This is a genomic window from Archangium primigenium (assembly GCF_016904885.1).
Lineage (GTDB): Bacteria > Myxococcota > Myxococcia > Myxococcales > Myxococcaceae > Cystobacter > Cystobacter primigenius.
In genome coordinates this window covers 5,391,955-5,404,602 of sequence record NZ_JADWYI010000001.1, presented here as the reverse complement: position 1 = coordinate 5,404,602, position 12,648 = coordinate 5,391,955, and the positions used below count along the sequence as shown (strand labels likewise).

Annotated in this window: 13 protein-coding genes; 5 read left to right on the top strand and 8 right to left on the bottom strand. The window is 70.2% G+C overall.

The window, feature by feature from the left end; all coding sequences use genetic code 11:
• The 3 genes from I3V78_RS22160 to I3V78_RS22150 form a co-directional block, all read right to left on the bottom strand.
• Positions 1 to 2,565, bottom strand: a complete 2,565-nt coding sequence (locus tag I3V78_RS22160) for a response regulator (protein WP_204496752.1) — start codon at positions 2,563 to 2,565, stop codon at positions 1 to 3.
• A 120-nt stretch (positions 2,566 to 2,685) separates the two neighbouring features.
• Complete coding sequence (locus I3V78_RS22155; RefSeq protein ID WP_204490446.1) at positions 2,686 to 2,952, bottom strand: hypothetical protein; 267 nt, start codon at positions 2,950 to 2,952, stop codon at positions 2,686 to 2,688.
• A 114-nt stretch (positions 2,953 to 3,066) separates the two neighbouring features.
• Positions 3,067 to 4,644, bottom strand: coding sequence for a flavin-containing monooxygenase (locus tag I3V78_RS22150; RefSeq protein ID WP_275583499.1), 1,578 nt, complete (start codon positions 4,642 to 4,644; stop codon positions 3,067 to 3,069).
• Positions 4,645 to 4,717: 73 nt separating this feature from the next.
• Here I3V78_RS22150 and I3V78_RS22145 point away from each other — a divergent pair, with 73 nt between their 5' ends.
• The 4 genes from I3V78_RS22145 to I3V78_RS22130 all read left to right on the top strand — a co-directional run bounded on the left by I3V78_RS22145 (position 4,718) and on the right by I3V78_RS22130 (position 7,225).
• Positions 4,718 to 5,335, top strand: a complete 618-nt coding sequence (locus I3V78_RS22145; RefSeq protein ID WP_239576523.1) for a TetR/AcrR family transcriptional regulator — start codon at positions 4,718 to 4,720, stop codon at positions 5,333 to 5,335.
• A 27-nt stretch (positions 5,336 to 5,362) separates the two neighbouring features.
• Positions 5,363 to 5,788 (top strand): hypothetical protein, encoded by a 426-nt coding sequence (locus I3V78_RS22140; protein WP_204490445.1) that lies wholly within the window; start codon positions 5,363 to 5,365, stop codon positions 5,786 to 5,788.
• Positions 5,789 to 5,834: 46 nt separating this feature from the next.
• The gene (locus I3V78_RS22135; protein WP_204490444.1) at positions 5,835 to 6,212 is read left to right on the top strand and encodes a hypothetical protein; all 378 of its coding nucleotides are present in this window, start codon (positions 5,835 to 5,837) and stop codon (positions 6,210 to 6,212) included.
• A gap of 89 nt (positions 6,213 to 6,301) precedes the next feature.
• Positions 6,302 to 7,225, top strand: coding sequence for a type VI immunity family protein (locus tag I3V78_RS22130; protein WP_239576522.1), 924 nt, complete (start codon positions 6,302 to 6,304; stop codon positions 7,223 to 7,225).
• Positions 7,226 to 7,242: 17 nt separating this feature from the next.
• Here the strand turns inward: I3V78_RS22130 and I3V78_RS22125 are convergent, their stop codons facing one another.
• From I3V78_RS22125 to I3V78_RS22110, 4 genes are all read right to left on the bottom strand, one after another.
• The gene (locus I3V78_RS22125) at positions 7,243 to 7,941 is read right to left on the bottom strand and encodes a glutamine amidotransferase-related protein (RefSeq protein ID WP_204490442.1); all 699 of its coding nucleotides are present in this window, start codon (positions 7,939 to 7,941) and stop codon (positions 7,243 to 7,245) included.
• A gap of 86 nt (positions 7,942 to 8,027) precedes the next feature.
• Positions 8,028 to 8,585: a sugar O-acetyltransferase gene (locus tag I3V78_RS22120; RefSeq protein ID WP_204490441.1), complete on the bottom strand. Its 558-nt coding sequence runs from the start codon at positions 8,583 to 8,585 to the stop codon at positions 8,028 to 8,030.
• Positions 8,585 to 9,844 carry an MFS transporter gene (locus I3V78_RS22115; RefSeq protein WP_204490440.1) on the bottom strand — a complete coding sequence of 420 codons (1,260 nt, stop codon included), beginning with the start codon at positions 9,842 to 9,844 and terminating at the stop codon, positions 8,585 to 8,587. The genes I3V78_RS22120 and I3V78_RS22115 overlap by 1 nt, the downstream gene beginning before the upstream one ends.
• An 11-nt stretch (positions 9,845 to 9,855) precedes the next feature.
• The gene (locus I3V78_RS22110) at positions 9,856 to 10,422 is read right to left on the bottom strand and encodes a TetR/AcrR family transcriptional regulator (protein WP_204490439.1); all 567 of its coding nucleotides are present in this window, start codon (positions 10,420 to 10,422) and stop codon (positions 9,856 to 9,858) included.
• 130 nt (positions 10,423 to 10,552) lie between these two features.
• Here I3V78_RS22110 and I3V78_RS22105 point away from each other — a divergent pair, with 130 nt between their 5' ends.
• On the top strand, positions 10,553 to 11,860 hold the full coding sequence (locus I3V78_RS22105; RefSeq protein WP_204490438.1) for an RICIN domain-containing protein: 1,308 nt from the start codon (positions 10,553 to 10,555) through the stop codon (positions 11,858 to 11,860).
• On the opposite strand, the gene I3V78_RS22100 is transcribed toward I3V78_RS22105, so the two are convergent.
• Positions 11,857 to 12,639 carry a hypothetical protein gene (locus I3V78_RS22100; RefSeq protein WP_204490437.1) on the bottom strand — a complete coding sequence of 261 codons (783 nt, stop codon included), beginning with the start codon at positions 12,637 to 12,639 and terminating at the stop codon, positions 11,857 to 11,859. The genes I3V78_RS22105 and I3V78_RS22100 overlap by 4 nt on opposite strands.
• Positions 12,640 to 12,648 lie beyond the last annotated feature (9 nt).

The window sequence follows — 12,648 nt, the reverse complement described above, 5'->3', positions numbered from 1 at the left end:
TCAGGGGAGCGCCACCGCCTGCTCCAGGGCCTGCTGGATCTGCGGCATCGAGTAGGGCTTGGGCAGCACCACCACGCCCTCCAGCGGGGCCTCGCCCTGGGGCAGCGCCACGTTGCCGTGGCCCGAGGCGAGGATGATGCGGGGCCCGGACTTGCGCGCCGTCACCTCGCGCGCCAGGTCCACGCCCGAGGCCCCGGGCAGCGTCACGTCCGTGAACAGCACGTCGAAGCCGCTGGCGGCCAGGGCGCCCTTGGCCTCCTCGGCGCTGGTGACGGCCAGGACCTCGTGGCCCAGCAGGTCCATCAACTCGCAGGCCGACGAGCGCACGTCCTCGTCGTCCTCCACCAACAGCACGCGCAGCCGACGTGACGCGGGCGGCACGGGCGCGCGCGCGGACACCGGCTCGGGGCGCGGCGCCGGGGCGCGCACCGCGAGCTTCTGTTGCCGGTGGTTGATGAGCTGGCGCAGCTTCCGGGCCAGGTCCTCGCGGCTGTAGGGCTTGCTCAACAGTTGCACGCCCGCGTCCAGCCGTCCGCCGTGGACGATGGCGTTCTCCGTGTAGCCCGAGGTGAAGAGCACCTCGATGTCCGGGTGCAGCACGCGCGCCTGCCGGGCGAGGTCCGGGCTGCGCACGGGGCCGGGCATCACCACGTCGGTGAAGAGCAGGTCCACGGGCACGCCGCTCTGCAGGATGATGAGCGCGCTCTGGGCATCCACCGCCTTGAGCACCCGGTAGCCCAGCTCCCCCACCATCTCCACCACGGTGGCGCGCACCTCGGCGTCGTCCTCCACCACGAGGATGGTCTCCGTGCCGCCCTCGATGGGGCCGGTGAGCACCTGGGCCTCGGAGGCCTCGGCCTCCAGGGCGCGGGGCATGTAGAGCTTGATGGTCGTGCCGTGCCCCAGCTCGCTGTAGATCTTGATGTGGCCGCCGCTCTGCTTGACGAAGCCGTACACCATGCTCAGGCCCAGGCCCGTGCCCCGGCCCTCGGGCTTGGTGGTGAAGAACGGCTCGAAGGCGCGCTCGAGCACCTCGGGGGACATGCCGCCGCCGGTGTCCGACACGGCCAACAGCACGTAGTGCCCGGGCAGCACCTCGGGGTGCTGGCGGCAGTAGCGCTCGTCGAGCACGGTGTTGCCCACCTCGATCGTCAGCTTGCCCGCGCTGTTCATGGCGTCGCGGGCGTTGACGGCCAGGTTGATGATGACGTTCTCGAGCTGGTTGGGATCGATGGCGGTGTTCCACAGCCCGCCGGCGGCCACGGTCTCCAGCTCCACCTCCTCGCCCAGGGTGCGGCGCAGCATGTCGTCCATGCCGCGCACCAGGCGGCTCAAGTTGACGACGAGCGGCTGCAGGGGCTGGCGGCGCGCGAAGGACAAGAGCTGCGAGGCGAGCTTGGCGCCGCGCTCCACCGCGCGGGTGGCCGTCTGGACGCGGGCCAGGGCGCGCTCGTTGCCCGCCACGTCGCGATGCAACAGCTGGAGGTTGCCGGCGATGACCTGGAGCAGGTTGTTGAAGTCGTGCGCCACGCCGCCCGTGAGCTTGCCCACCGCTTCCATCTTCTGGGACTGGCGCAGCTGGGCCTCGGTCTTGCGCCGCTCGGCCTCGCTCTCCTCGAGCGCGCGCGTGCGCTCGCGCACCAGCTCCTCCAGGTGCTCCTGGTAGTGGCGCACCTGCGCCTCGGCGCGCGTCTTCTCGGTGACGTCCTGGCCGTAGATGAGCACGGCGAGCACGGGGCCGCCCGGCAGGCGCACGGGCCGGTACTCGAAGTCGGCGACGATCTCCTCGAGGGGCCCGTCCACCGTCTTGCGCACGGGGACCTTGAACCCGCGCATGACGATCGTCTCGCCCTTGTAGAGCACGCGCTCGAGCATGTCGTAGACGGCCTTGTTGCCCTCGAGCTCGGGGCGCGCCTTGTGCAGCGGCAGGCCGACGACGTTGCGGAAGTTGAGGTAGGGCAGATAGCTGGCGTTGGCCAGATCGAACACGAAGTCGGGGCCGCGCAGCACGCCCACGCACCCGGGCAGCAGGTCCAACAGCTGCCGCAGGAAGAGGCGCTCGTGGTCCAGCTTCTGGTTGTGCTCCTGGACGGTCCACGCCTGGCCAATCAACGCCGCGATCTGCTCCGAGGACACCCCCTCGAGCCGCGCGCCAGGAGACTCCGAGGCGCGCAGGGCCGTCACGTCCACGGCGTGCTGGAGGATGAAGGCCACCTCCCCCGAGGCGTCCAGCAGGGGCCGGTGCGAGTAGGTCCACAGCCGCTTCTCGACCACCGGGCCCATCTCGGTGCGGCGGGTGACGGGCTGGACGGCCAGGGCGAGCAGATCCGGCAGCCGGCTGGAGCGCACCCGCTCGAGCGAGTCCCGCAGCCGCCGCGCGCCCGGGGCCTCCGCGGGGGCCTCGTCCTCGGGCAGCACCTCGAAGACGTTCTTGCCCAGGACCTCGTCCCGCCGCAGCGCGGTGGCCTGGAGGTAGGCCTGGTTGGCGGCGACGAACGTGAAGTCGCGATCCAGCACCATGAGGGGGGCCGGGGCGGAGTCGAACAGTTGCTGGGAGTCGATCATGGAGGACACGCGGGGCCGAGGCTCTTTGCGCTCGGAGGATAGCCGCGTGGTGGGAAAACGCGTGTCCGAAAGCAGCACCCCCCCGGTCCGCCCGCGTGGGGGGCGTTCACCCGACACCCCTCACTTCGACGCGTCGCTCCGGGGGCTCGGCGGCGGCGTCTCCGGTCGCACGGGCCGATCGCGTGAGTCCTGGATGCCCTGCTTGAAACCTTCCACCGCCTCCCGCGTGGTCTCCCCCACGTCCCGGGCCGCGTCGCCTAGCTGCCTGCCCGCCTTCCGGGCGTCCTCGCGGACCTCGCCGTCACGCCGCTCGTCGCAGCCCACCAGCCCACACCCCACGCCGACCAGGCCCAGCACCAGGGCCCTCCTCGCGCCGCGCATCCCCATGGCTCTCTCCTTCCGGATCGTTCGTCGTTGGCCGGAGAAAGCTAGGCATCGGGCCCGGAGGGCGCGGACCCCGGTGGGCCCGTGGGTGGGAGGGCAGGCAGGGGGCGGAGGGATTCAAGCCGCGCGGGGCCGGGGCGCGTCGCTCGCCGACGTGGACGGCTCCCGCGCCGGGTCGGACGCCGCCCGCGAGAACACCAGGGTGCCGTCGTCGAGCGCGCCAAAGCGGAGTGTGAGCAGATCCAACGCGTAGTTCTGATGCAGCCGCCAGGGCCGCCGGGCGCCTTGCTTGGGCAGCAGGTGCGCGGCCCGCTGCACGTAGCCCGAGGAGAAGTCGAGGAAGGGCCGCTCCTCCACCGCGGGGTCGCGCCGGGGCGTGCAGATGGCGTGGCCCCGCCGCTTCATGTGGTTGAGCAGCCGGCAGACGTACTCGCTGGTGAGGTCCGACTTGAGCGTCCAGGACGCGTTGGTGTAGCCGAACACGAAGGCGAAGTTCGGCACGTCGCTGAACATCATGCCCTTGTAGCAGAGGCTCCGGGACAGCTCGCGCCGCTCCCCGTCGATGCGGAACTCGACGTTGCTCAGGAACTGCACCCGCAGCCCCGTGGCGGTCACCACGATGTCCGCCTCGAGCCGCTGGCCGGAGCGCAGCGTGAGCCCGTGCTCGGTGAAGGTGTCGATCTCGTCGGTGACGACGGAGGCGCGGCCCTCCTTGAGGACCTGGAACAGGTCGGCGTCGGGCACGAGGCACACGCGCTGATCCCACGGCGCGTAGCGGGGCGTGAAGTGGGTCGCGACGTCGTAGTCCGCGCCGAGCTGCTCGCGCACGCCCTCGATGAGGTGGGCCTTGGCCCGCTGGGGCATGCCGCGCGCCACGCGGAACCAGAACATGCTCGAGAGCACGTTCTTCCAGCGCGTGAGCGCGTAGGCGAGCCGCTCGGGCAGCACCCGGCGCAGGGCATTGGCGAGCCGGTCCTCGGCCGGACGCGAGACGACATAGGTGGGCGAGCGCTGCAGCATGGTGACGTGCGCGGCCGTGCGCGCCAGCTCCGGCACGAGCGTGACGGCGGTGGCCCCGCTGCCGATCACCACCACGCGCTTGTTCGCGTAGTCCAGGTGCTCGGGCCAGAACTGCGGGTGCACGAAGGTGCCCCGGAAGTCCGCCTCGTGGGGGAACTCGGGCCGGTGCCCCTGGGCATAGTCGTAGTAGCCGCTGCACATGAGCAGGAAGCCGCAGGTGAAGCGCACGGGCGTCCTGTCCGGACCCCGCTCGGCCTCGACCGTCCAGCGCGCCTGCCGCGAGCACCAGGACACGCGCAGCACGCGGTGGCCGAAGCGCACGTGCCGCTCGATGCCATGCTCGCGCGCGGTGTCCCGCACGTAGCGCAGGATGGACGGCCCGTCGGCGATGGCCTTCGCCTCGGTCCACGGCCGGAACGAGTAGCCGAGCGTGTGCATGTCCGAGTCCGAGCGGATGCCCGGGTAGCGGAACAGGTCCCAGGTGCCCCCCAGGGCCTCACGGCCCTCGAGGATGACGTAGGAGCGCCCCGGGCACCGCTTCTGGAGGTGGTAGGCCGCGCCGATTCCGGACAGGCCCGCCCCGACGATGAGGACATCGTGGTGCTCGGGGGGCGTCTGCGTGCTGTCGGCCGAGGCGTCGGCGGGAGCCTCGGGGTTCATCCGGGAGACCGTCATGCGTACGTCCTGGAAAGTGACACGGTTCATTGTCAGTTTGAATCTGACAACGCTTCGTGTCAATCAGGGGCGCATGACCTCTCCTTCCGTGGCCGAGCAGCGGCGATACCGAGGCACCTCGGCCGAGGCGCGCCGGGCGCAGCGGCGTGAGCAATTGCTCCAAGCGGCGATCGAGGTCTACGGAGAAAAGGGCTACCGCCACGCGACGGTGAAGGCCGTGTGTGAGGCGGCCGGGCTCACCGAGCGCTACTTCTACGAGTCGTTCGCCAACAGCGAGGAATTGCTCATCGCGACGTTCCACACGGTGGCGGATCGGCTGTTGGAGGAGCTGGCGCGGGGAGTCGCCGAGGTGCCAGGCGGACCGCTGGAGCGGACGCGGGCGCTGCTCACCGCGTACTACGGAGCGCTGCGCACGCAGCCGCGGTCGGCGCGGGTGTTCCTGGTGGAGATCTCCGGGGTGAGCCCGGCGGTGAACCAGGCGTTGGTCGCGTCGCTGCGCACGTTCGGGGAGCTGCTCACGCGCACGATGGATCCCCACGGCCAGGGCGGCGCGAGCACCCAGCCCTTGCTCAGGACGGGCGTGGTGGGCGGCGTGCTGCACATCGCCCTGCGGTGGATCTCCGAGGGCTACACCCAACCCATCCACGAGGTCGTCGAGGCGGCCCTGGGGCTGTGCCGCGTGCTCGGCTGAGGCCGTGAACTGATTGATGAGGCCCGAATGAAACTCCAATCCGCCATGATGGCGGTGCTATTCGCTGCCAATGCATCCAACGCGAGTGAGGATCTCGTTCCCATTCCGCTGTCTCATGCGGAGATCAAATGGCCCGACGAGGTGAAGCCGCTCGCCACCCTGGATGGTCCGGCCATCATCGCCGCGAATGCCGCGCTTCAACGACTGCTGGCGAGCTTTCCGAAAGAGTACGCCACCGACTGCTCGTACTCCGCCAAGGCCATGGACGTGACCGTGGGACAAGAACGGGGGTTGTACTTCGTCGAGATCAAGCGCCGCCTGGAGCGGTGCGGTTGGGCAGCGCCCGGTTTCGAGCCCGTCCTCCCAGTGTGTCGCGCAGGCTCACGCGGACATCAACGCGTCCTATCCACGAGATGGCGGTACGCCCTTCAAAAATGGGAAGTTCCCGAATGACGCCGAGTGCCAGCGCGTCGTGCGGATGACTGAACGGGGACAGGCGGTGACCCTCGCGCAAGAACTGGGCAACCGGAAGCATGCCGCCACCTTCGCTTGCATCAACGCCCGCCTCCCGGACGATCTGCGCGACCATTTCTCTCTCGAGCCTCGCTACAAGGGAGATCCCGCGCTCAATGGGACCCGCCTCACCCAGACCGAGCGTGGATCCCTCAAACCCGATGCGGTCGTGCATGCCACGCGCAACGCCACGAATGTGCAGTGTGTCTACGAGTTCAAGTTCCCCTGCCTCGAGCGGCACCGGCTCGATCCGCTGAATTCTCCAGGCGTCGTGGCTCAACTGGAGAGCTACAAGCACCTCTCCAAGAGCTGCCGGGTGACCTTGGTGACACCAGCGGGTCTCGACCCCTATCAGGGACCGTGATGCCGCGAGACTACCCGCGTCTTCGCCTTCGCGGCGTTCCCGACCTCCGGATGTTGCGTCCGGGAGGTGCTCCGCGTCCACGTCGACGCTTGCTCGCTCGCGAGGTCTTCCGTGTCGCCTTCTACCTGCCGCACGACCATCCCGACATCGCCCTGGGCGTGAGCCAGGCCATCGACCGTTATGTGCGTGCCGTGGGAGAAGGTCCCAAGACCCTTCACCACGTCAGTCTCTCTCATGACGAGGGGGGTCCCTTGACGGTGGAGCGGTGGACCTGGGTCCGCCGTCTTCTCTTGGAGACCCGCCGTTGGACCTTCCCGGACGATTACGAGGAGTGGGAGCGCCAGGCCATCGAGAAGAGGCGCTTCGAGCGTGGACTCCTCTTCACGGGAGGGGTCGGCATCCAGAATGGTTACGCGCTCGAGTACAAAGCGCGCATTCCGTGGCGACCCGAGGCGCCCTTCGCGAGTCTGCTCACGGCGACCCTGCCACTCAAGTACCTCGAGGCGCATGGACCTGGACACGTGCGCCAGTTGGCGCTCGACATGGCCGCTCCTCTCCGGTTCTCCTCGGGGCACGCGGGACTCGCCTTGCGGCTCCAGGGACCACTTGCCCCTCGGGATGCCGCCTTCCGCTTTGAAGCGCTGCGCCATCCCGGCATCGATCTCCGGGAAGCCTGGGGGCAGGAGGAAGGGATGGGCGATCGGATCGATGGCGTCCATTGGCTCAATTTCATCGGGCCGCCCGTCTTCTCTCGGCTCGGGGAGATGAAGGTCCTGAGTGCCCGACTCCGCCTGGCGGGGGCCTCAGTGGAGACGCTGGACGCGGAGCGCATCGTCATCTCGTTGGGCCCACATCCCGACGCGGGAACTTCAGCCGCTGGAGAAACCCTGCCCTCGTACCGCGAACTCGCCGGGCTCTTGGAGCCGTGGCTCGAACCGCCTCCCTCGCGACCACCACCCTTGCACCTCACCGCGGACGAGGCGCGGCATTGGTGGAGACGCTTTCTCGACTGACCCATTCCACCGTCGGCTCAGCGGGCGATCCGGGCGTAGTGGTGGGCGAGCCGCTCGATGAGCTCGCGGTTCTCCGGCTCGGCCGCGCGGAGCTTCGGAATCTGGGCGCGCAGTTCGTCCACGTTCTTCTCGTGCAGTTCGGTCAGCTCCTCCGCGTCCTTCACCAGCCAGTGGTCGAACACGTCCGCGGTGAGCTCCAGGTGGAACTGGAACGCGTACGAGTCCCCGAGCCGGAAGGCCTGCTGCGAGTAGCGATCCGTGGACGCCAGCAGCGTGGCGCCCGGCACGGCCTTGTAGGTGTCCTGGTGCCAGTGCGCCACGGCCGTGCGAGGCCGGACGCCCGCGAGCACCGGATCCGCGAGCGCCTCCTTCGTCCAGCGCACGGGGAGCACGCCCACCTCGAAGCCGTTCTTGCCGAGGAACACCTCCGCGCCCGCCGCCGCCGCGAGCATCTGCGCGCCCAGGCAGATGCCCAGCGCGGGCCGCCCGAGCGCCAGCCGCTCGGCCAGCAGCGCCACCTCCTCACCGAGGAAGGGGTGCCGCTCGGCCTCGTAGACGCCCATGTAGCCGCCGAGCACCACCAGCAGCTCGGCGTCCACGTCCTCACGCTTCGTGCCCCGGAAGCGGTGGACGAGCTTGAAGCCCGCCGCCTCCAGGGCCGGGCCCACGAGGCCCGCGTCCACGTTCTCCTCGTGCTGCAGCACCACCGCGCGCATGGCGCTCCCTGGGGTTGAGGGTCCTCGCCTACCCTAACCACCCCGGGCGTCCCGCTCCACCTGGAATGACGGGGAGCGAGGGACACTCAACGCAGGTTCCGGATGACCCGGCAGGGGTTTCCCGCGGCGAGGACGTACGGGGGAATGTCCCGCACCACCACGCTGCCGGCGCCAATGGTGGAGCCCTCCCCGATGGTGACGCCCGGGCAGATGATGGCGCCCCCCCCAATCCAGACCTTGCTTCCAATGGTGACGGGCCGCCCCAGCTCGGGGCCCTTGATCCGCTCGTCCGGATCCAACGGGTGCGTGGCCCCGTAGATGTGCACGCCGGGACCCAGGAACACGTCATCGCCCAGCGTCACCCGATGGCAGTCGAGGACCACGCACTGGGTGTTCATGAAGACTCGCGCGCCCAGCCGGATGTGCTCGCCGTAGTCACAGAAGAACGGGGGCTCGATCCAGACGCCCGTGCCCGTGGCCCCCAGGAGCCGGGCGAGGAGCTCCTCGCGCCGCGTCGGCTCGTCCTCCGTGGTCTGGTTGTAGTCGCGCAGCAGCTTGCGCGCGCGGCTCCGTGCCGCCGCCAGCTCCGGGTCCGCCGCGGAATACAGCTCGCCCGCGAGCATCTTCTCCTTCTCCGTCCGCATCACCGCACCTCCTCGAGTTTCGCGTTCCAATCCTCGCCATCCCCGCGCTTTCCGGAGGCCCGGGGGGAGGCCCGGGTGGCGGACAACACGCCCGCGAGCGACAGCACGAGCAGGCCCGCGAAGGGCACCACGAGCAGCCCCACCCTCAAGCCCACGGCGTCGGCGACGAGCCCGACCACCGGGGGAGACAACAGGAACCCGAGGCGCATCAGCCAACTGACGACGGTGAGTCCGGTCCCGGCGCGCAGGCCCGGCAGTTCGTCGGCGCCGTGCATCGCGGCGGGCACCAGCGTCGCGACGCCGAAGCCCGCGAGCGCGAAGCCCACGAGGGTGCCCGGCACCGAGGGGAACAGCAGCGCCGAGCCCATGCCCACCACCAGGGTCGCGCCGCCTGTCCGGGCGACCGCGCGCTGACCGAACCTGTCGACGAGGCCATCGCCGAGCAGCCGCCCGACGAACTGCGCGCCCACGAGCGCGATGTAGCCGAACGAGGCGACGGCGATACTCGTGCCGAGCGTGCCGGAGAGATAGACGGCCGCCCAGGTGGAGCCCGCGTCCTCGACGAGCGTGCCGCCGATGGCGATGAGCACGAGCGCCGCGATCATGAGCCCGAGGCGCGCGGAAAAGCCCTCCGTCCGAGCGCCTTGCTCGGCGCGCTCGCTGGACTCGACGGGCTCCGGGCCCGGCAGCGTGGAGCGCAGCGCCGTCAGCGCGACGAGCGCGAAGAGCCCGGCCGACAGGGCCAGGTGCACACCGCGCGGCAGGTGGAGGCTCGCGGCGAGGCCCCCCATGAGGCCCCCGCACACCGCGCCGACACTCCAGATGGCGTGGAACCCGTTGAGGATGGACCGGCCGTAGAGCCGCTGCACGCGCAGGCCGTGCGAGTTCTGCGCCACGTCGGTGATGGCGTCCATGCAGCCCGCGAAGAAGAGCGCCCCGGCGAGCAGGCCCCAGGTGGGCGCCAGTCCCGCGAGCAGCACGCCCGCGCTCGTGAGCAGCGTGCCCGCCACGGCGACGCGCGACGAGCGGAAGCGGCGGATGAGGGCCCCCGCGGTGAGCCCGGCCACCAGGGCGCCGAACGGAAACGCCGCGACGGCGAGGCCATACTCGGCGTTGCCGAGCCCGAGGTCGGCCTTGATCTGCGGATAGCGCGGCAACAGGTTGGCGAAGATCGCGCCGTTGGTGAGGAACAGGGCCGCGACGGCGAGGCGCGCGGCCCGGGGCGGACGCGGCGTCGGAACAGGAGAATCAGTCGTCATGGGGGAGAGGCTCAGAGCGAGAGGATGCGGCGCACGGCGTCGCGGGTGACGGCGCGGCTGCGGGGAATTGAGTCGAGACTCGTGTGGATGAACAGGCCTTCGATGAGGGCATCGAGTTCGTATGCCGTCCGGGCGTCGACGAGCCGCTCGAGCGCCTGGCGGCTCTGGCGCATCCAGTCATGGGTGAGTTGCCGGAAGGCGGGCTGGCGCGCGGCGAGCGTGTAGAGCTCGAGGGAAATCACGAGATCCTCCGGGCTGGCCGCCAGGTCCTCGTGCACCAGCTGGACGACGGTCTCGGCCAGCGCGTCGAGGTCCGCCGCCGCCGCGATGCGCGCGGTGAAGTGCGCGCTCATGCGCGTGGCGAAGCGCGTGAACGCCTCGCGCAAGAGCTCGTCCATGCTCGTGAAGTGGTAGGTCATCGAGCCGAGCGGCACCCCGGCGCGCTCCGCGACCCGGCGGTGCGAGGTGCCCGCGACGCCTCCCTCGGCGATGACCGCCAGGGCCGCGTCGATGATGCGATCGCGGCGCTCGGGATCGTACCGACGCGTCCCCCCTCGTTTCTCCGGTGTGTCGTTCATGCGTACGCTCGTCCATATCATAGGGACGAACGTACGCATCCGCCCGTGTCATTCCCGGTTGCGCGCCGGAGGACCCGGCCTTCAATTCCGAGAAAACCCGAAAAAACCTGGCTCCGCCTCTTCCTCCGCCATGACTCCACGGTTCGTCACGTCCCTGGCCACGGCGCTCGCCGTCTCCGCCATGTCCCTCGCCACCTCGGCCCTCGCGGCCCCCAACGTCACCTCTCCGGTGAAGGGCCTCGCCGGCAAGTGCCTGGATGTGTCCGGCGGCAACACCGCGAGCGGCACCCGCATCCAGCTCTGGGACTGCAACGGCAGCGCCGCCCAGAACTGGGCCTTCCAGGCCGACGGGACGGTCCGCTCCTTCGGCAAGTGCCTGGACGTGTCCAACTCGGGCACCGCGGATGGCACCGTCATCCAGCTGTGGGACTGCAATGGCAGCGCCGCCCAGCAGTGGCTGCACACCGGCGCCAATGATCTGGTGAACCCCCAGGCCAACAAGTGCCTGGATGTGTCCGGCGGCAACAGCGCGAGCGGCACCCCGCTCCAGCTGTGGACCTGCAATGGCAGCGCCGCCCAGAAGTGGACCGCCAACGTGCGCCCGGTCAACAGCCGCCGCACCGTCGTCTACTACCAGACGCAGTACGCCAATGGCGTGTACGTGTCGCCGCTCGGGCTGACGAACAACAACACCCGCGTCACCGACGTCATCGTCGCCGCCATCCACCTCAACTCCCCCACCCTCGTCCACCTCAACGACGATCCGCCGAGTGCGTCCAAGTTCACCCAGATGTGGGCGGACCTGCGGACGATGCAGTCGCGCGGCGTGCGGGTGCTCGGCATGGTGGGCGGCGCGGCGCAGGGCAGCTACAAGCGCCTGGACACCGAGTTCACCACCTACTACCCCCTCCTCAAGAACATCATCACCACGTACCGGCTGGATGGCGTGGACCTGGACGTCGAGGAGTACATGTCGCTGGCCGGCATGGAGCGCGTCATCCGCGCCTTGCGCGCCGACTTCGGTGACGACTTCGTCATCACGCTCGCCCCGGTGGCCACCGCGCTCTACGGCGGCGGCAACCTCTCTGGCTTCAACTACGAGCAGCTCTACCGGAACGTGGGCGGGCAGATCTCGTGGTTCAACGCCCAGTTCTACAATGGCTGGGGCTACATGGGTTCCACCGCCAACTACCAGTCCATCATCAACCGCCGTGTCATCCCCGCCCAGAAGGTGGTGGCCGGCATGCTGAGCAACCCCGGGAACGGCGGCTCGGGCTACGTGGACATCACCACGGCGCAGAACACCGTGCGCGCGCTCGTGGGCGGCTCCCAGGACTTCGGCGGCGTGGCGAGCTGGGAGTACTTCAACTCGCTGCCGGGAGACCGCGCCGCGCCCTGGCAGTGGGCGGGCACGATGTCCTCGGCCATGGGCCGCTAGCCGCCTCCACTCGCCTCCGCGCCCGGGGCACAGGGCACGTGCCGCAGCGGCTTCTTCTCCTGCCGCGTCACGAGCTCGCCCTGGCGCGCGGCCACCTTCCAGGTGCGCGTCTCGGTCTCCACCCGCGTGCCGTCCTCGCACGTGTCCACCACGCGCTCCTCCAGCACCACCTCGCCCCGGGCCGTCCCCAGGCGCTTCACCGTCGAGGCCACGTCGTCCTCGGGGGGCTCGATCACGGTGCTCTCCGCGTTCCCCTTGGTGAGCAGGGCCACCACGAGCAGCCACGTCGGGGGCTTGCCTTCCTCCGTGAAGTCGAAGCTCGCGGCGGCCAGGGTGCCGCCCGCCCCGCGCGCCCGGGTGCTCTTGCCGAAGGACCAGCCCGGCAGGAACGCGGGACACGGCGAGGCGCTCCCCTCCTCCCACAGGACGCTCCGGGTCGTGCTCAGGGGCTCGAGCGCCTGGAAGACCTGGGCCAGCCGCGCGCCCTCACGCGCCTCGCACACGCCCAGCGCCACGAAGAAGGCTCCGGGGCGCAGGCCCGGCACCTCCGCGCCCTCGAAGACGCGCGGGTAGCCCGGCGCCAGCTCCAGCACCCGCGCCCAGTCCGTCGCGCGCTCCCGGTAGGCCGTGACAAACGTCTCCGCCTCCTCGCGCGTGCGGCCCCCGCCCCACAGGAGCATCACCCGATCCCGGAAGCCGGTCAGCGGCAGCTCCGGCGGCTGGGCCCGGGCCGGAGAGCACCACGACAAGAAGAGGAAGAGCACGCACGGACGGTACATGGCGCGGCG

Coding starts and splice junctions, on each gene's coding strand:
- I3V78_RS22110 (WP_204490439.1), bottom strand. CDS start 10,422: ATGAACGACACACCGGAGAAACGAGGGGGGACGCGTCGGTACGATCCC.
- I3V78_RS22115 (WP_204490440.1), bottom strand. CDS start 9,844: ATGACGACTGATTCTCCTGTTCCGACGCCGCGTCCGCCCCGGGCCGCG.
- I3V78_RS22125 (WP_204490442.1), bottom strand. CDS start 7,941: ATGCGCGCGGTGGTGCTGCAGCACGAGGAGAACGTGGACGCGGGCCTC.
- I3V78_RS22155 (WP_204490446.1), bottom strand. CDS start 2,952: ATGGGGATGCGCGGCGCGAGGAGGGCCCTGGTGCTGGGCCTGGTCGGC.
- I3V78_RS22150 (WP_275583499.1), bottom strand. CDS start 4,644: ATGACGGTCTCCCGGATGAACCCCGAGGCTCCCGCCGACGCCTCGGCC.
- I3V78_RS22100 (WP_204490437.1), bottom strand. CDS start 12,639: ATGTACCGTCCGTGCGTGCTCTTCCTCTTCTTGTCGTGGTGCTCTCCG.
- I3V78_RS22120 (WP_204490441.1), bottom strand. CDS start 8,585: ATGCGGACGGAGAAGGAGAAGATGCTCGCGGGCGAGCTGTATTCCGCG.
- I3V78_RS22140 (WP_204490445.1), top strand. CDS start 5,363: ATGAAACTCCAATCCGCCATGATGGCGGTGCTATTCGCTGCCAATGCA.
- I3V78_RS22105 (WP_204490438.1), top strand. CDS start 10,553: ATGACTCCACGGTTCGTCACGTCCCTGGCCACGGCGCTCGCCGTCTCC.
- I3V78_RS22160 (WP_204496752.1), bottom strand. CDS start 2,565: ATGATCGACTCCCAGCAACTGTTCGACTCCGCCCCGGCCCCCCTCATG.
- I3V78_RS22145 (WP_239576523.1), top strand. CDS start 4,718: ATGACCTCTCCTTCCGTGGCCGAGCAGCGGCGATACCGAGGCACCTCG.